The 16847-nt window shown below is 71.9% G+C and carries 12 protein-coding genes; 10 read left to right on the top strand and 2 right to left on the bottom strand.

Translation table 11 applies throughout. The features are described from left to right. Nucleotides 1-331 precede the first annotated feature (331 nt). Nucleotides 332-2410, top strand: a complete 2079-nt coding sequence (locus ACXN5W_RS30980) for a DNA polymerase III subunit gamma/tau domain-containing protein (RefSeq protein ID WP_473161915.1) — start codon at nt 332-334, stop codon at nt 2408-2410. Nucleotides 2411-2497: 87 nt separating this feature from the next. On the opposite strand, the gene ACXN5W_RS30975 is transcribed toward ACXN5W_RS30980, so the two are convergent. After that, nucleotides 2498-3691 (bottom strand): NADH-quinone oxidoreductase subunit D, encoded by a 1194-nt coding sequence (locus ACXN5W_RS30975; RefSeq protein ID WP_473161914.1) that lies wholly within the window; start codon nt 3689-3691, stop codon nt 2498-2500. A gap of 119 nt (nt 3692-3810) precedes the next feature. After that, nucleotides 3811-4839 (bottom strand): SAM-dependent methyltransferase, encoded by a 1029-nt coding sequence (locus ACXN5W_RS30970; protein ID WP_473161917.1) that lies wholly within the window; start codon nt 4837-4839, stop codon nt 3811-3813. Between the two features lie 248 nt (nt 4840-5087). On the opposite strand from ACXN5W_RS30970, the gene ACXN5W_RS30965 reads away from it, so the two are divergent. From ACXN5W_RS30965 to ACXN5W_RS30925, 9 genes are all read left to right on the top strand, one after another. Next, nucleotides 5088-6077, top strand: coding sequence for a Rossmann-like and DUF2520 domain-containing protein (locus ACXN5W_RS30965; protein WP_473161913.1), 990 nt, complete (start codon nt 5088-5090; stop codon nt 6075-6077). Next, complete coding sequence (gene panC / locus ACXN5W_RS30960; RefSeq protein WP_473161912.1) at nt 6074-6937, top strand: pantoate--beta-alanine ligase; 864 nt, start codon at nt 6074-6076, stop codon at nt 6935-6937. The genes ACXN5W_RS30965 and panC overlap by 4 nt, the downstream gene beginning before the upstream one ends. Before the next feature lie 17 nt (nt 6938-6954). Further along, nucleotides 6955-7386, top strand: coding sequence for an aspartate 1-decarboxylase (panD, locus tag ACXN5W_RS30955; protein WP_473161911.1), 432 nt, complete (start codon nt 6955-6957; stop codon nt 7384-7386). A gap of 163 nt (nt 7387-7549) precedes the next feature. Continuing rightward, the gene (locus tag ACXN5W_RS30950) at nt 7550-8449 is read left to right on the top strand and encodes a septum formation family protein (protein ID WP_473161910.1); all 900 of its coding nucleotides are present in this window, start codon (nt 7550-7552) and stop codon (nt 8447-8449) included. Nucleotides 8450-8616: 167 nt separating this feature from the next. Continuing rightward, the gene (locus ACXN5W_RS30945) at nt 8617-10287 is read left to right on the top strand and encodes an L-aspartate oxidase (RefSeq protein WP_473161909.1); all 1671 of its coding nucleotides are present in this window, start codon (nt 8617-8619) and stop codon (nt 10285-10287) included. Continuing rightward, nucleotides 10284-11177: a carboxylating nicotinate-nucleotide diphosphorylase gene (nadC, locus tag ACXN5W_RS30940; RefSeq protein ID WP_473161908.1), complete on the top strand. Its 894-nt coding sequence runs from the start codon at nt 10284-10286 to the stop codon at nt 11175-11177. The genes ACXN5W_RS30945 and nadC overlap by 4 nt, the downstream gene beginning before the upstream one ends. Before the next feature lie 4 nt (nt 11178-11181). Then, a complete protein-coding gene (locus ACXN5W_RS30935) occupies nt 11182-11940 on the top strand; it encodes a type III pantothenate kinase (RefSeq protein WP_473161907.1) in 759 nt (252 codons plus the stop codon). Nucleotides 11941-13098: 1158 nt separating this feature from the next. Continuing rightward, nucleotides 13099-13449 carry a histone-like nucleoid-structuring protein Lsr2 gene (locus tag ACXN5W_RS30930; protein WP_473161906.1) on the top strand — a complete coding sequence of 117 codons (351 nt, stop codon included), beginning with the start codon at nt 13099-13101 and terminating at the stop codon, nt 13447-13449. Nucleotides 13450-13934: 485 nt separating this feature from the next. Continuing rightward, nucleotides 13935-16460: an ATP-dependent Clp protease ATP-binding subunit gene (locus ACXN5W_RS30925; RefSeq protein ID WP_473161916.1), complete on the top strand. Its 2526-nt coding sequence runs from the start codon at nt 13935-13937 to the stop codon at nt 16458-16460. Nucleotides 16461-16847 lie beyond the last annotated feature (387 nt).

Below are 16847 nucleotides of genomic sequence, written 5' to 3'. Positions count from 1 at the left end.
ATGGGTCTCTGGATCCCTGTCCATCCACAAACCCGCTCCACCTCCCCCCCCTCCCCCCCCCCCCCCCCCCCTCCCCTCCCCCCCCCCCCCCCCCCCCCCCCCCCTCCCCCCCCCCCCCCCCCCCCCCCACCGACCGAGGGACTGGGTCGTGGGTGGGTTCGGTGGGACCTCGCCGACTGAGTGCGTGGCTCGTGGGGTGGGTTCGGCGGGACCTTGCCGACCGAGGGGCTGGGTCGTGGGTGGGTTCGGTGGGAGCTTGGCCCGCGACGGGGGTGTCGCTCGTGGGGCGGGGCATTCCGTTGGTGGGTAAGTCTCGGTAGGCTGCTCCACCATGCCGGGCGCGGACACCGACGACGCGAGCGGCCGACGGTCCCTCGCGAAGCCACTGTTCTGGATCGGCTCGGTCGGGGCGGCGTTCGCGCTGGTGCTGCTGTTGCTCGCCGACAGCGGGGGAGCCCTTCGGTTGGCCGCCGGGCTCGGCCTGCTGTCGGTTGTCCTGATCGGCCTGTCCCTGCTTCTGCGGCCGGACCCGTCCGCCTCGATGTACGCCGTGGAGGACGCGCTGCGGGCGGACCTCGAAGCGCTCCGTGTCGAGTCCCGGGCGGAACTGGCCGGCGTGCGGGCGGCGACCGACACACTGAACGGCCGGGTGCGGGAACTGGTCTCGACCGTGGAAGCGCTGCGCGCGACCGCTTCCGAGCCGGCCCGGCCCGCTCCGGCCTCCGTGGGCGGGCGGTCCACCGTTACCCCGCCGGAAGCGTCAACGGCGGCGCGTGCGGTCCGTAACGAGTGGCGGTCGCCGGAACCGGATCGGGAGCCGGCCCGGGAATCCCGGCCCAACCGGCGAAGTCAGTCCGGGGGACGGCCGGCGGAGCAGGTCGCACCGGCTGCCGCAGGGACGAACCGGCCTGCGCCGGCCGAACCGGCCTGGTCCGGTGCGCCGGCCGAGCCGACCCGAGCCGGCACCTCTGGTGAGGGCGGCAGGGGTTGGGGCCAGCCGGATGGCCGGGGAACGGCGTCCTGGCCGGCGGCAGACGCAGAGCCCGTACGACCACGGCACGGCGTCGTACGCCGCACCGAGACCGTGTACGTGACCACGAGGCAGACGATCGTCGACCAGCACGATGGGCCCGTGCCGGAACCGCGCCCGATCCCTGGGTACGCTCCGGCGCCAGCCAACGCCGGCGAAGACCCGTCGGGCGGCGCAACCGGGTGGCGACCGGCCCCCGGGCGGTACCCCGAACCCGAGCACCGGTCCCGGCAGGATGCCCCGGTGCACCCCGAACCCGAGCGCCAGTCCTGGCAGGATGCCCCGGCGTATCCCGGTCCTGGCGCTGCCGTCGACCCGTCGACCGGCCACGGTTGGGGAGCGACCCTGGGCGGTGCGGCGGATGCCGAGCGCGACCGGTGGACGCCCACCGGTGGCGCCGACTGGACGGCCTCGACCGATGCTGATGGTTGGGGCGAGGGCGCGAGGCAGGGCGGCCAGGACCGGTCGACCGGGCGGACCGGCTGGGGCCGGAGCGGCGCCGAGGTCGATTGGAGCCGGAACGGCCCGGGGGACGACTGGGGACAGCACGGCGGTCGAAGCCGCCGGGACGACGGTACCGGGGAGCGGTCCGCGCGGGGCTGGCCGACCGGGCCGGGCGGGCAGGGCGGTGACGAGGAACTTCGGCTGGGTGAACGGCAGGCTTCGCTGCGCCTCGACGCGACGGGCGCCGACCTGAGGATCCGGGACCGCTGGGCCAGCGTCCGGCGTACCGAGTCGGTGGCCGATGGCCCGGACCGTTTCACCGGGGACGGCGGGCACCGGTCCAGCGGGGACGACCATCGCGTTGCCCGCGACGGCGGGTACCGGTCGGGGTATGGCGACGAGCAACGACGGGGGCGGGACGGCCGGCACCGACCGGTGGACGGCGGCGATCGGGATGGACCCGAGACGTATGGGGGTGGTCCGAACCGGGCCGCCCTTCCCCGGGCCGCCGAGCCGACTCAGTCCTGGCCCGCCGGCGAATCCGGCCGGCGGCCGAGCGCCGGCGAATCGGATCGGTGGCCGTCCGCCGGCGGATCCGGCCGGTGGCCGTCCGCGGGCGAGTCGGGCCAGTCCCGGGCCGCAGCGGAATCCGGACGGTCCTGGGTGGCCGGCGAATCCGGCCGGTTCTGGAGCGCTGTGCAGCCTGGTCAGCCCCGGGCCGCAGTCGACTTCCGGCGGTCCCAGGCTGCCGTCGAGCCCGGGCAAGCCTGGTCCGCCGGGCATCGGGCCGGAGCCGAGTACCGTGCCGGGGCCGAGCACGGGGCCGGAGCCGAGTACCGCGCCGGGGCCGAGCACCGAACCGGGCAGGAGTACGGCGGGCGCTACGGTGCGACGTACCCCTGGACGGAGCGGGAGTTCGACGACACCCGGCGGTGACGCGACACCCTGGCGGTCGGTTCGGGCCGGTCCGCCACCCTGACGGTCGCCGCGGCCCGCGGCCGGGCCGGTCCGCCACCCGGCGTGCTACTTGTCGATGTCGCCGACGACGAAGAACATCGAACCGAGGATGGCGATGAGGTCGGGCACCAGACAGCCCGGTAGCAGCGTGGACAGTGCCTGCACGTTCGCGTACGAGGCGGTGCGCAGCTTCATCCGCCAGGGCGTCTTCTCACCCCGGGACACCAGGTAGTACCCGTTGATGCCGAGCGGGTTCTCGGTCCAGGCGTACGTCTGTCCCTCCGGCGCCCGGACCACCTTCGGCAGCCGGACGTTGACCGGGCCGGTCAGCCGGTCCACCCGGTCCAGGCACTGCTCGGCCAGATCCAGCGAGGCGTACACCTGGTCGAGCAGCACCTCGAAACGGGCGTGGCAGTCGCCGGCGGTGCGGGTGACGACGGGAACGTCCAGCGACCCGTACGCCAGATACGGTTCGTCGCGGCGCAGGTCCAGGTCCAGACCGGACGCGCGGGCGACCGGTCCGGAGGCGCCGAACGCGGCGGCGTCCGCGGCGGAGAGCACCCCGACCCCGACGGTACGGGCCAGGAAGATCTCGTTGCGCCGGATCAGCCGGTCGAGGTCGGGCATCCGGCGCCGTACCTGGTCGACGGCGACACGGGCCCGGCCGGTCCAGCCGGCCGGCACCTCCTCCTTGAGCCCACCCACCCGGTTGAACATGTAGTGGATGCGCCCGCCGGAAACCTCCTCCATGACCGCCTGGAGGGTTTCCCGTTCCCGGAAGGCGTAGAAGACCGGGGTGATGGCGCCGATCTCCAGCGGGTACGAACCGAGGAACATCAGGTGGTTCAGCACCCGGTTGAGTTCGGCGAGCGCCGTGCGCAACCACACCGCCCGCTCCGGCACCTCGATGCCCATCAACCGCTCGACGGCCAGCACCACGCCCAGCTCGTTGGAGAACGCCGACAGCCAGTCGTGCCGGTTGGCCAGCATGATGATCTGCCGGTAGTCGCGGACCTCGAACAACTTCTCGGCGCCCCGGTGCATGTAGCCCACGACCGGTTCGCAGGACAGCACCCGCTCGCCGTCGAGCACCAGCTTGAGCCGGAGCACGCCGTGCGTCGACGGATGCTGCGGGCCGATGTTGAGCACCATGTCGGCCCCGAGCTGCCGCTCGTCGTCCGGGCTGGCGGCGAGCAGGCCGGCGCCGGTCCCGACGGTCACTTCTCGTCTCGGTCCGGCGGGGGAGGTCATGACCGCCATCGTGCCACGCCGGCGACCGGCTCTCCGGCACCGATCGGGCGTCCGCCGGTCACCGGGCCGGTGGTCTTACCTTCGGTGGACCCATCGTCCGTCGGTCACCCAACCCGACGGCCGGCCGCTCACCAGGCCTGTTGGTCGGCCGCCAGCAGTGGTGCCGGATCCAGGCCGACCGGCTGGAGCAGCCAGTGGTGCGCGCCCAGTCCGCCCGGGTCGAGCAGGTCCGCCGCCTCGCTCGCGGCGGCCAGCGCGCGCACGTACCCGGCGGGGTCGGTGGCGGCCAGGCTCAGCGGTGGTCGCCGCCCGTCCGTACCGAGCGCCCGCAGCGCCTCCCGCTGCGAGATCAGCAGGTACGCCTGCCGCGCGACAGCCGTGCCGGCGGCGGCCACGGAGTCGAACGCCACGTGCGCGGTCAAATCGCACGAGCCGTCGGGGACTGGCGGCACCTCGCGGCCGGACCGGTACCCGGTGAGCGTGCCGAGAACCGGGCGATCCCCGCGAAGGTGTCCGTAGTCCACGGCCAGGGCGAGCCCCCGGTCGAGGTGCCCGACCGCGCCGGCCCAGGCACCGTCGCGGGGCCGGCCGAGCTCGGCCCGTGCGGTGGTGCCGGCGCTTCCGGCCGGGGACCACCACCGGTGCAGCCAGTCCCGGTCGGCCGCGTCGACCGGGTCACCCACGGATTCCGTACCGGTCGCCGGGTCGACCAGCAGGTACCGCCAGCCGTCCGCGACCCGGACGGCGAGGTCGAGCGGGACGTTGTCCAGCCACTCGGTGGCGACCAGGAGGCCGGTGATCGCGTCGGGGATGTCATCCCGCCACCGGATGCCGGCGGGCGGTGGGACGGGCCGGTCGGCCTTCTCGACTGCGGTCAGCCGTACCCGTCGGGCCAGCGGGGCCCCGACTCCGGGTGACGTCCGGGCGGCGGGACCGTGGCCGATTCGGGCGGCGAGTGCGCTCAGCAGCTCGCCCCGACCCGCGCCCACGTCGACCACGTCCAGCACCGGTGGATGGCCCAGCGCGGCGTCGACCCGGGCCACCAGGGTGGCCAGCGCGGCGGCGAACGCCGACGTGTGTGCGCTGGTCCGGAAGTGCGCGGCCGGGCCGGCCCCGGTCACGAAGAAGCCGTCGGGGCCGTAGAGCGCCGTGGTCATCGCCGCCCGCCAGGTGGTCACGGACCGACGATAGGCGGTGCGTCACGACCGACGGACAGGCGCGCGGCCGGGAGCCGGCAGGCGCTACGGCAGGGGCGTTAAGCGGGGGCCCTTCCTATACAAAAAGCGATAAAAAGGGGCCCTTCCTTACCTCGTGAAGGTTTTCACATTTGCTTGTGGGGGGTCCGCGCGACCGGCGCATACTTGCGGTCGACCGGTACCACATTTTCGAGGACTGGATCATCGCCATGAGCGCATCGTCGCGCCCGCGTCCGGCCGCCTCCCCGGGGGCCGCCACCGGACCGGCCGCCCCCTCCGCCCCCTCAGCCGCCGTACCGCCGCATCCGGCGTACCGCCGGCTCACCGTGGGCGTGATCGGCGCCGGGCGGGTGGGTGCGGTGCTCGGCGCGGCCCTCTCCGCCGCCGGCCACCGGGTGGTCGCCGCCGCCGGCGTCTCGGCCGTCGCCCGGGACCGGATCGCTGCGCTGCTGCCCGGTACCGAGAACCGGCCGGCCGACGAGGTGGCCCGGCTGGCCACCGACCTTCTGCTGGTGGCGGTGCCGGACGACGCCCTGGCCGGCGTGCTGAGCGGGCTGGCCGGCACGGGCGCGTTGCATCCCGGTCAGATCGTGGCGCACACCTCCGGCGCACACGGGCTCGCCGTACTCGACCCGGCGACCGCGGCCGGTGCCCGTCCGCTGGCCCTGCACCCGGCGATGACCTTCACCGGTACCGCCGACGACCTGGCCCGGCTGCCCGGCGTGTCGTACGGGGTGACCGCGCCGGCCGCGCTGCGACCACTGGCCGCCCGGCTGGTCGCCGACCTCGGCGGTGTCCCCGAGTGGATCGCCGAGGACGACCGGCCGATGTACCACCTGGCCCTGGCGCACGGCGCGAACCACCTGGTCACCCTCGTGAACGAGGCGATGGATCGGCTGCGCGACGCCGGGGTGGCCGATCCGGTCCGGGTACTGGCGCCACTGCTGAGCGCCGCGCTGGACAACTCGCTGCGGCTCGGCGACGCCGCGCTGACCGGTCCGGTCTCCCGGGGCGACGCCGGCACCGTGGCCCGGCATCTGGATCGGCTGGCGGAGATCGCCCCCGAGTCGGTGCCCGCCTACCTGGCCCTGGCCCGGCGCACCGCCGACCGGGCCATCGACTCCGGCCGGCTGCGCTCGATGGACGCGGTCGCGTTGCTCGGCGTGCTCGCCGACCGGCAGCGGGAGACGGTGGCGTGACCCGGACCGTACACACCCGCGCCGAGCTGGCGGCCGCGCGGGACGCGCTGCCCGGCCGGGTCGCGGTGGTGATGACGATGGGCGCGCTGCACTCCGGTCACGAGGAGCTGCTGCGAGCCGCCCGGGAACGCGCCGACCACCTCGTGGTGACGGTATTCGTCAACCCGTTGCAGTTCGGCCCGAACGAGGACTTCGACAGGTACCCCCGGACCCTCGACGCCGACCTGGAGATCTGCCGGCGGCTGGGCGCGGACCTGGTCTTCGCGCCGACCGTTGCCGAGATGTACCCGGCGGGCGAGCCGACGGTCCGGGTGCAGCCGGGAACGTTGGGCGAGGAACTGGAGGGGGCCAGCCGGCCCGGCTTCTTCCACGGGGTGCTGACCGTCGTGCTCAAACTGCTCAACCTGGTCCGTCCGCACCTGGCGTTCTTCGGGGAGAAGGACTACCAGCAGCTCACCCTGATCCGCCGGATGGTCCGGGACCTGGACCTGCCGGTGGAGATCGTCGGGGTGCCGACGGTCCGTGAGCCGGACGGCCTGGCGCTGTCCAGCCGGAACCGCTACCTGTCGGATTCGGAACGCGGCACCGCGCTGGCGCTGTCGGCCGCGCTCCGGGCCGGTGCCGAGGCCGGGGCCCGGGGTCTGGACAACGCGGCCGTCCTCGCGGCGGCGCACCAGGCGTTCGCCGAGACCGGCCCGGACGCCCGGTTGGACTACCTGGTGCTGGCCGATCCGGACCTCGAACCCGGCCCGCCGCCGGGACCGGCCCGGTTGCTCGTGGCCGCGTTCGTGGGCCGGACCCGGCTCATCGACAACATGCCGATCCAGCTCGCCGCGCCCGCCCGGCCGGCCAACCCGTGATCCGAGAGGGAATCGCGATGTTCCGGACCATGCTCAAGTCGAAGATCCACCGGGCCACGGTGACCCAGGCCGACCTGCACTACGTCGGTTCGGTGACGGTGGACGAGGATCTGCTCGACGCCGCCGACCTGCTCCCCGGTGAACAGGTGGCCATTGTGGACGTCACCAACGGAGCCCGGCTGGAGACGTACGTCATCCCGGGCGTGCGGGGCAGTGGCGTGATCGGCATCAACGGCGCCGCGGCCCACCTCGTGCACCCCGGTGACCTGGTCATCCTCATCTCGTACGGCCAGATGGACGACGCCACGGCCCGCGACTACCGCCCCCGGGTGGTGCACGTGGACGCGGACAACCGGATCATCGAACTCGGTGCGGATCCGGCCGACGTCGTCCCCGGCATGGTGGGCGACCCGGTCCGCGGCGACCTGGTGGCCGGCGGCACCCGGTAGCCCGACACCCGGCCGGACCGGTGACCGGCGTCCGGCCACCGCTGGTCGGCGCCGGGGTGGGATGTCCTTCCCGGCGGTCGGGTCGACTCGTGTCAGCGGGTGGGCGAGCGGTTACCGTAGGCTTCGGTACGGCAGCACCCGCTCGGCCCCGGGGAGGGACGCGATGCGTCGTCTGATGGCCACTGTGGCGATCGTCCTGACCGGACTGTCGCTCGTCGGCTGCGGAGCGCCGGCGGGCCTCGACGGCGATCTGGCGGACGACTGGCGGGCGGTCGGAGAACCGAAGCCGTTCGTCCCGCCCGCCGGGGCCTGCTACCCGGACGACTTCGCCGAGACGGCGTACCTGTCCTCGTTCGATCCGGTCGACTGCGCCAGCAGCCACCGGTTCGAGACCGTGCATGTGGGCGCCTTCTCGGGCGCCGTGGCGAGCCGGGCGAAGCCGCCCGCTCAGGGCTCGGCGGATCTGCGGTCGGCGTACGCCGAGTGTGACGGGCGAGCCAGCCGGTACGTCGGCGCCGAGTGGCGGTCGGGCCGGCTCTGGCTCGGCGTCGCCCTGCCGTCGGCACCCGCCTGGGCCAGCGGGGCCCGCTGGTTCCGGTGCGATCTCGTCGAGGTGGCCGCGATATCGGACACCGACAGCGAGCCGGTCACCCGCACTGGGAGCCTGAAGGGCGGGCTGGCCGGAGCGACCCCGCTGCGGTTGGGCTGTTTCGGTGTACGGCTCAACGCGCAGGGTGGAATCTTCGCGGTGAAGCCCGTCTCCTGCACCAGCAAACACAACGCCGAGTACGTGGGCGCCTGGAACTCCACTGAACCGGACTATCCGGCTCGGGATCGCGACTGGGAGCCGTTCTACGCCGGTTGCCGTGGGGTGGTGGCCCGGTACGTGGGCGTACCGGCCGACGGCATGCTGCAGTACCGCACCGGCGTGCTCACCCTGCCGGCACCCCGCCCGGAGTGGCAGGCGGGCAACCACGGCGTCCGGTGCTACCTGTGGATCCGCGACCGTGACCTGACCCGGTCGCTGAAGGACGCCGGATCGGCCGGACTGCCCATCAGATAGCTGCCCGTCGAACCGATGGTGGGTCCGTCCACCGGTCCCGGATGTCCGGTCGGTCCGGCCGAACAGCCCCGTTCGGCGCCGCGGACGTGGCGGTCGGGAAAGCGTTCTGGCCCACTTTCTGCCGACCCGGCGGGCGGGGTGCCGGGGAAGCGCGGTTGACTGTGACCATGCGACTGGCCACTCTCGGTCTGCCGGAGCTGCCGAACCTGCTCGCGGCGCCCGCGCCCGGTTGGGTGGAGACCACCGACGTGGTGGTGGTGGGATCCGGCATCGCCGGTTTGACCGCCGCCCTGCATCTGCGGGCGGCGGGACTGCACGTCACGGTGGTGACCAAGGTCAACATCGATGATGGTTCGACCCGATGGGCCCAGGGCGGTATCGCGGCCGTGCTGGACCCGCTGGACACCCCGGCCGCACACGCCGCCGACACGATGACGGCCGGCGTGGGCCTCTGCGATCCGGCGGCGGTGGACGTGCTGGTGCGGGAGGGGCCGGGCCAGCTGCGCGACCTGATCCGTACCGGCGCCCGGTTCGACCGCAACCCCGACGGCTCGCTGATGCTGACCCGCGAGGGCGGCCACCGCGCCGACCGGATCGTGCACGCCGGCGGCGACGCCACCGGCGCGGAGGTGCAGCGGGCGCTGCACGAGGCGGTCACCCGGGACCCGTGGATCCGGCTGGTCGAGCACGCCCTGGTGCTCGACCTGCTCACCGATGCCGCCGGCCGGGCCTGCGGGGTCACCCTGCACGTGCTCGGTGAGGGCGCCGAGGACGGGGTGGGGGCGGTGCTGGGCCGGGCCGTGGTGCTGGCCACCGGCGGGATGGGCCAGGTCTTCGCGGCCACCACCAACCCGGTCGTCTCGACCGGCGACGGGGTGGCGCTGGCGCTGCGGGCCGGCGCCGCGGTGACCGACCTGGAGTTCGTCCAGTTCCACCCGACCGCCCTGGTCGTCGGCGGCGGAGACGGTGAGCGGGCCGTGCTGGCCCAGCAGCCGCTGGTCTCCGAGGCGTTGCGCGGCGAGGGCGCCCACCTGGTGGACTCCGACGGCAAACGGTTCATGGTCGGCCAGCACGAACTGGCGGAACTGGCTCCCCGGGACGTGGTGGCCAAGGGCATCCACCGGGTGTTGCTGGCGACCGGCGCCGACCACGTGTACCTGGACGCCCGGCATCTCGGCGGCGAGTTCCTGGAGCGGCGGTTCCCGACCATCGTGGCGTCCTGCCGGGCCGTTGGCGTGGACCCGGCGACCGACCTGATCCCGGTCTCTCCAGCCGCGCACTACGCCTCCGGCGGGGTCCGCACCGACCTGCACGGTCGGACCTCGCTGCCCGGCCTGTACGCCTGCGGCGAGGTGGCCTGCACGGGGGTGCACGGCGCGAACCGGCTGGCCAGCAACTCGCTGCTGGAAGGACTGGTGTTCGCACGGCGGATCGCCGACGACATCGCCCGGGACCTGCCGCCGCGTTCCGATCCGGCCCCGGGCGGCGCCTGGACGGGCGGGGCGGGCTGGGTGGTGGAGCCCCGGACCCGTCCGACGCTGGCCCGCGCGATGACCCGGGGTTCCGGGGTGCTGCGTTCGGCGGCCACCCTGCGGACGGCCGGTGAGGCGCTGGCCGAGTTGGGCGCCACCCGCGGCACACCCGGGACCGCGAGCTGGGAGGCGACGAACCTGCTGACGGTGGCCTGCGCGGTGGCCGGTGCGGCGTACGCCCGGCGGGAAACCCGGGGCTGTCACTGGCGGGAGGATCACCCGGCGGCCCGGGACGGCTGGCGCGGGCACCTGATCGGCGCCGTCACGGATGGGACGCTCGGGCACACCTGGGAGGGATTGGGATGATGGAGTCGACCCGGCGGGCGTTGCGCGCGGACGGGCTCGATCCCGCTGAGGTCGAGCGGATCGTGCGTACCGCCCTGATCGAGGACCTGGGGCCGGACGGCCTGGACGTCACCAGCGTGGCCACGATTCCCGACGACCAGGCCGGTACGGCGGAGGTGGTGGCCCGCGCCGCGGGTGTGGTGGCCGGGCTTTCGGTCGCGGCGGCGGTGTTCGACCTGGCGGCCGAGATCGGTCCGGGTCGGCCGGTGGAGTTGCGGGCCCGGGTCCGGGACGGCGCCCGGGTGGCCCGGGGTGACGTGCTGGCCTCGGTCACCGGCCCGGTCCGGTCGCTGCTCACCGCCGAGCGTACGGTGCTCAACCTGCTGTGCCGGATGTCCGGTGTCGCGACGCACACCCGGGCCTGGGCGGACCAACTGGCCGGCTCCAAGGCGACGGTGCTGGACACCCGCAAGACCACACCGGGACTGCGGGCGCTGGAGAAGTACGCGGTCCGGGTCGGCGGTGGCACCAACAAGCGGATGGGCCTGTACGACGTCGCCATGATCAAGGACAACCACAAGCTGGCCGCGGGCGGGGTGGCCGCGGCGTACCGGCGGGTCCGGGCGGCCTTCCCCGAGGTACCCGTCCAGGTCGAGGTGACCACCACGGCCGAGGCGGTCGAGGCGGTCGAGGCCGGCGCCGACTTCCTGCTGTGCGACAACATGACCCCCGCCGAGCTGACCGATGTGGTGACGGCGGTCGGTGACCGGGCTGAGTTGGAGGCCACCGGGGGACTGACCCTGGAGGTTGCCGCCGAGTACGCCGGCACCGGCGTGGACTACCTGTCGGTCGGCGCGTTGACGCACTCCTCGCCGATCCTGGACATCGCGCTCGACCTGCGGGTGGACTGACGCCATGCTGCTGTGCATCGACATCGGGAACACCAACACCGTCCTCGCCACGTTCGACGGGGACAAGCTGGTCCATTCCTGGCGGATCAAGACGGACGCCCGGTCCACCGCCGACGAACTGGGGCTGATGTTCCGCGGCCTGCTCGCGGGCGACGCCGTGGAGATCACCGGGGTGGCGGCCTGCTCGACGGTGCCGGCGGCGCTGCGGTCGCTGCGGACCATGCTGGCCCGGTACTACGCCGACATCCCGCACGTGGTGGTGGAACCGGGCGTACGGACCGGGGTCCAGCTGGCGATCGACAACCCCAAGGAGGTCGGCTCGGACCGGGTGGTCAACACCCTGGCCGCGTACACCCTGTTCGGCGGGCCGTCGATCGTGGTCGACTTCGGCACGACCACGAACTTCGACGTGATCAGCGGGCGGGGGGAGTTCCTGGGCGGCGCGTTCGCCCCGGGCATCGAGATCTCGTTCGACGCGCTCGCCGCCCGCGCCGCCCAGTTGCGGAAGGTCGAGGCCACCCGGCCGCGCTCGGTGATCGGCAAGAACACCGTCGAATGCCTGCAGTCCGGCATGTACTTCGGGTTCGCCGGTCAGGTGGACCGGATCGTCGAGCGGATGAGCGAGGAACTCGGCGACGTCCGGGCGGTGATCGCGACGGGCGGTCTGGCGCCGTTGGTGATCAGCGAGTGCCGGACGATCACCCATCACGAGCCGATGATCACCCTCATCGGGCTACGGATGGTCTACGAGCGCAACACCTGATCCCGGCCATCCCGGGAATCGGCCGGCGGTCGAGGAAAATCGAGCCGGGTCGGATTTCCCGTACGGCGGGCCACCCCGGCCGAGGTTCGCGACAGGCGCGCGAACGACCCGTCCGGGTGACGGCGGGAACCCCGGCGGTGACCGGACGGGTGTCCTGCTCCGCAATACCGGAAGCCCTGTTTCGCGGTCCGGTCCGAGTGAGCCGGGTCGAACGGTGGCCATGATCCCGCTCAACCGGGCCGGTGACCACCGCGCCGAGACCGCTTGATTCGTTGTGGGAGCACGGTTTCCGTGAGGTTGAAACGCCCGAGCCGTAGCTGATCCCGGTCGGTACGATGACCTGGTCCTTCGTGACGCACAGCAATGCGTCGGTACGGATCTGTATCTCCGAATCGCACCGGGGCCGTTTCTCGAGAGGCGCGTCGTGGGGTATCGAACGGGTCTTCGAGATCACCCGCAACTTCTGTAACGGGGCCGTCGACTCCGCGCACTCATCCAAGTTAGGGATGCGGAGGTGTATCAGGCGTACGGGGACTACGACACGAGGCGATCGTGACCCGGGAGTTGGTACAGACCGCCCTCACCATGGCATCCGGTTCGTCTGTGGTGGGCCCCCTTGGCGGTACGGACTTCGAGCCACCGACCAATGGCCGGAGGTGCCCCTGGTGCGACTCGCCGTGGATGGTCGGCGACCAGGCGGCCGCAGTCGGTACCGAACACCGAACGGCTGTCCGGTACGCGGACAGGGCGGGTCGGTCGGCGGGTCCGAAGAGGGGCCGGACAAGTTCGGTGGCGAAGCCGGTTGTACCACCCTGCGGGAACCGACGTTCCTCCGGGACCACTGGGCCCCACGACGCCGAGGCAATGTGCTTGCCCGAGGACTTCCGGGAGGCCCATGGAGTTGCGAATGCCGTCGCCGGGCGGCACGGGAATGGGAATCGGCCGGCCACCCATGGCGCCGACGGGTCCGGGAATCGGCCGGCCACCCATGGCGTCGAGGGGTCGGGAATTCGGGAAACCAACCCGTTCCCGTTAGTGCGCGCGGAGTAGTCGCCGGGCCGTTACCGGGTTGATTTCCCCATCCTATTGACCAAGCAAGTACCGGGCGGGCTATTGTTTACCTGTTTAGGAGCCCCCGCTCGAAAGGACTATGGCACGGTGGCCAAGCAGATCATTCACAAGCTGGTTGACGACCTGGACGGCGGAGACGCCGACGAGACCGTCAAGTTCTCGCTGGACGGTGTCCAGTACGAGATCGACCTCTCGAAGAAGAACGCCGGCAAATTGCGCGACCTGTTCGCCCCGTACGTCGCGGCGGGCACCAAGGTGGGTCGGGGCGGAGTCGTGGTCGGTGGCCGCGCCGCCCGTGGCCGGGGTAGCGCAACGGCCGACCGGGAGCAGAACAAGGCCATCCGGGCATGGGCCAAGAAGGAGGGCCGGGAGATCTCGGATCGTGGACGCATCCCGCAGGAGATTGTCGACGAGTACCACGCGAAGGCCGGCCGCTGAGCTTCCTCGGGGAGCGGGCGGTCGTGAGCGATACGGCGCCGGCGGGGACGGATGATCATCCGCTCCCCGCCGGCGCCGTTGCGGTAAGTGTGGTGACGGTCACCTCTGGTATGCCGTCCTTCGCCGTCGCCCGGGAACATCCACGGCCCCATGGCGTTGTCCACAACCGGTGGAGAAGTTTTCCACAGCCTGTGGACAGCCTGACATCCCAGTTCGCGTCGGGAGTTGGCCGTCAGCGGGAATTTCGCTCTCCGCGTACTCGGTCGGTACGGAAGGCCACCGAGGGGCGTGGAGACGCCAGAAACAGTGCGAATCCGGCCGGATCGGGCAACACACGACCTCAGCCGAGTCGGGTCGCGGCGATAGAGTAAGAGCACGGACGTCCGCCTTGGAGGTCCGGGCACCGGCGCCGCCAAGATGCTTGGTCACCGACGATGCTTGGTAACCAAGATCGAGTGCGCACGGCACGTGAGGAGCACGAGGGCATGTTCGAGCGGTTCACCGACCGAGCGCGACGGGTTGTCGTCCTGGCCCAGGAAGAGGCCCGGATGCTCAACCACAACTACATCGGCACGGAGCACATCCTGCTGGGCCTGATCCATGAGGGTGAGGGCGTGGCGGCGAAGGCCCTGGAGAGTCTCGGGATCTCTCTGGAGGGCGTCCGTCAACAGGTCGAGGAGATCATCGGCCAGGGTCAGCAGGCGCCGAGCGGGCACATCCCGTTCACGCCGAGGGCCAAGAAGGTGCTGGAGCTCTCCCTGCGGGAGGCGCTGCAGCTCGGGCACAACTACATCGGCACCGAGCACATCCTGCTGGGCCTGATCCGCGAGGGTGAGGGTGTCGCGGCGCAGGTGCTGGTGAAGCTGGGTGCCGACCTGAACCGGGTGCGGCAGCAGGTGATCCAGCTGCTGTCCGGTTACCAGCAGGGCAAGGAGCCGGCCGCGGCCGGCGCCGCGGCGGGCGAGGCAGCCCCGTCGACGAGCCTGGTGCTGGACCAGTTCGGTCGAAACCTGACCCAGGCCGCCCGCGAGGGCAAGCTCGACCCGGTGATCGGGCGCGAGAAGGAAATCGAGCGGGTCATGCAGGTCCTGTCCCGCCGGACCAAGAACAACCCGGTCCTGATCGGCGAGCCGGGTGTGGGCAAGACCGCCGTGGTCGAGGGCCTCTCCCAGAAGATCATCAAGGGTGAGGTGCCGGAGACGCTGAAGGACAAGCAGCTCTACACGCTTGACCTGGGCGCCCTGGTGGCCGGCTCCCGATACCGCGGTGACTTCGAGGAGCGCCTCAAGAAGGTGCTCAAGGAGATCCGTACCCGGGGCGACATCATCCTGTTCATCGACGAGATCCACACCCTGGTGGGTGCGGGCGCGGCCGAGGGCGCGATCGATGCCGCCAGCATCCTGAAGCCGATGCTGGCGCGGGGTGAGCTGCAGACCATCGGCGCCACCACGCTGGACGAGTACCGCAAGCACCTGGAGAAGGACGCCGCTCTCGAGCGGCGGTTCCAGCCGATCCAGGTCGGCGAGCCGTCCCTGGCACACACCATCGAGATCCTCAAGGGCCTGCGGGACCGGTACGAGGCGCACCACCGGGTGAGCATCACCGACGGGGCGCTGGTGGCGGCGGCGACGCTCGCCGACCGGTACATCTCCGACCGGTTCCTGCCGGACAAGGCGATCGACCTGATCGACGAGGCCGGCGCGCGGATGCGAATCCGCCGGATGACCGCGCCGCCAGACCTGCGGGACTTCGACGAGCGGATCGCTCAGGTCCGTAAGGACAAGGAGTCCGCGATCGACGCGCAGGACTTCGAGCGGGCCGCCCAGCTGCGGGACAAGGAGAAGCAGCTGCTGGGCCAGAAGGCGCAGCGGGAGAAGGAGTGGAAGGCCGGGGACCTGGACGTCGTCAGCGAGGTTGACGACGAGCAGATCGCCGAGGTGCTGGGCAACTGGACCGGTATCCCGGTCTACAAGCTCACCGAGGAGGAGACCTCCCGGCTGCTGCGGATGGAAGACGAGCTGCACAAGCGGGTCGTCGGCCAGTCCGACGCGGTCAAGGCGGTGTCCAAGGCCATCCGTCGGACCCGTGCCGGCCTCAAGGACCCGAAGCGGCCGTCCGGTTCGTTCATCTTCGCCGGCCCGTCCGGCGTCGGTAAGACGGAGCTGTCCAAGGCGCTCGCCGAGTTCCTGTTCGGCAGCGAGGACGCGCTGATCCAGCTGGACATGTCGGAGTTCCACGACCGGTACACGGTGTCCCGCCTCGTCGGTGCGCCTCCCGGATACGTCGGTTACGACGAGGGTGGCCAGCTGACCGAGAAGGTGCGGCGGCGGCCGTTCTCGGTGGTGCTCTTCGACGAGATCGAGAAAGCCCACCCGGATGTGTTCAACACGCTGCTGCAGATCCTGGAGGACGGTCGGCTGACCGACGGTCAGGGCCGGATCGTGGACTTCAAGAACACGGTCATCATCCTGACCACCAACCTGGGCACCCGGGACGTGGCCAAGGCGGTGTCGCTGGGCTTCCAGGCCTCGGAGGACACCGAGTCGAACTACGAGCGGATGAAGCAGAAGGTCAACGACGAGCTGAAGCAGCACTTCCGCCCGGAGTTCCTGAACCGGATCGACGACACGATCGTGTTCCACCAGCTGAGCCAGTCGGAAATCCTGTCGATCGTGGACATCATGATCGCGCGGATCGAGACGCAGCTGCGGAACAAGGACATGGGTCTGGAGCTGACCGACAACGCCAAGAAGTTCCTGGCGAAGAAGGGCTTCGACCCGGTGCTGGGCGCCCGGCCGTTGCGGCGGACGATCCAGCGCGACATCGAGGACAACCTGTCCGAGCGGATCCTGTTCAACGAGTTGACCCCCGGTCAGATCGTGGTGGTCGACTGCGAGGGCGACCCGGAGGACATCGAGAAGTCCAAGCTCGTCTTCCGGGGCGCGGACAAGCCGGTCGAGGTTCCGGACGCGGTTCCGGCCGACCTGGGCGGCGCCGCCGCCAGCGAGTAGCAGTCGGTTCCCCGCCCGGTCTGCCGGGCGGGTAACCCGGAGCGGGCCCCGGTCCATGGCATGAGCCAAGGATCGGGGCCCGCTTCCGTCCGGCCACAAGACCCCGCGAAGGCTTCCCAGGGCCTTCAGACGACCCCAAGCGGCTCGTCCCAGGCCCTCTTCCGGAGGTCCGGTCTCTTCCGGGTCCGGTAGGCCCGCCCACGACGGGATCAAGCCCGACCGCCCGCTTGCGGGGGTCCGGTGGGCCCACCCATGACGGGATCAAGCCTGACCGCCCGCTTGCGGGGGTCCGGTGGGGCCGCCCACGACGGGATCAAGCCTGACCGCCCGCTTGCGGGGGTCCGGTGGGCCCGCCCACGACGGGATCAAGCCTGACCGCCCGGAGTG

It is taken from the genome of Plantactinospora sp. A48, assembly GCF_055793945.1.
The sequence above is the reverse complement of the archived record's forward strand: the minus strand, read 5'-3'. Positions and strand labels throughout refer to the sequence as shown.

Bases quoted from the DNA above. Each gene is read 5' to 3' on its own strand.
- ACXN5W_RS30980 (WP_473161915.1), top strand. From the start codon at position 332: ATGCCGGGCGCGGACACCGACGACGCGAGCGGCCGACGGTCCCTCGCG.
- ACXN5W_RS30975 (WP_473161914.1), bottom strand. From the start codon at position 3,691: ATGGCGGTCATGACCTCCCCCGCCGGACCGAGACGAGAAGTGACCGTC.
- ACXN5W_RS30970 (WP_473161917.1), bottom strand. From the start codon at position 4,839: ATGACCACGGCGCTCTACGGCCCCGACGGCTTCTTCGTGACCGGGGCC.
- ACXN5W_RS30965 (WP_473161913.1), top strand. From the start codon at position 5,088: ATGAGCGCATCGTCGCGCCCGCGTCCGGCCGCCTCCCCGGGGGCCGCC.
- panD (WP_473161911.1), top strand. From the start codon at position 6,955: ATGTTCCGGACCATGCTCAAGTCGAAGATCCACCGGGCCACGGTGACC.
- ACXN5W_RS30950 (WP_473161910.1), top strand. From the start codon at position 7,550: ATGCGTCGTCTGATGGCCACTGTGGCGATCGTCCTGACCGGACTGTCG.
- ACXN5W_RS30945 (WP_473161909.1), top strand. From the start codon at position 8,617: ATGCGACTGGCCACTCTCGGTCTGCCGGAGCTGCCGAACCTGCTCGCG.
- nadC (WP_473161908.1), top strand. From the start codon at position 10,284: ATGATGGAGTCGACCCGGCGGGCGTTGCGCGCGGACGGGCTCGATCCC.
- ACXN5W_RS30935 (WP_473161907.1), top strand. From the start codon at position 11,182: ATGCTGCTGTGCATCGACATCGGGAACACCAACACCGTCCTCGCCACG.
- ACXN5W_RS30925 (WP_473161916.1), top strand. From the start codon at position 13,935: ATGTTCGAGCGGTTCACCGACCGAGCGCGACGGGTTGTCGTCCTGGCC.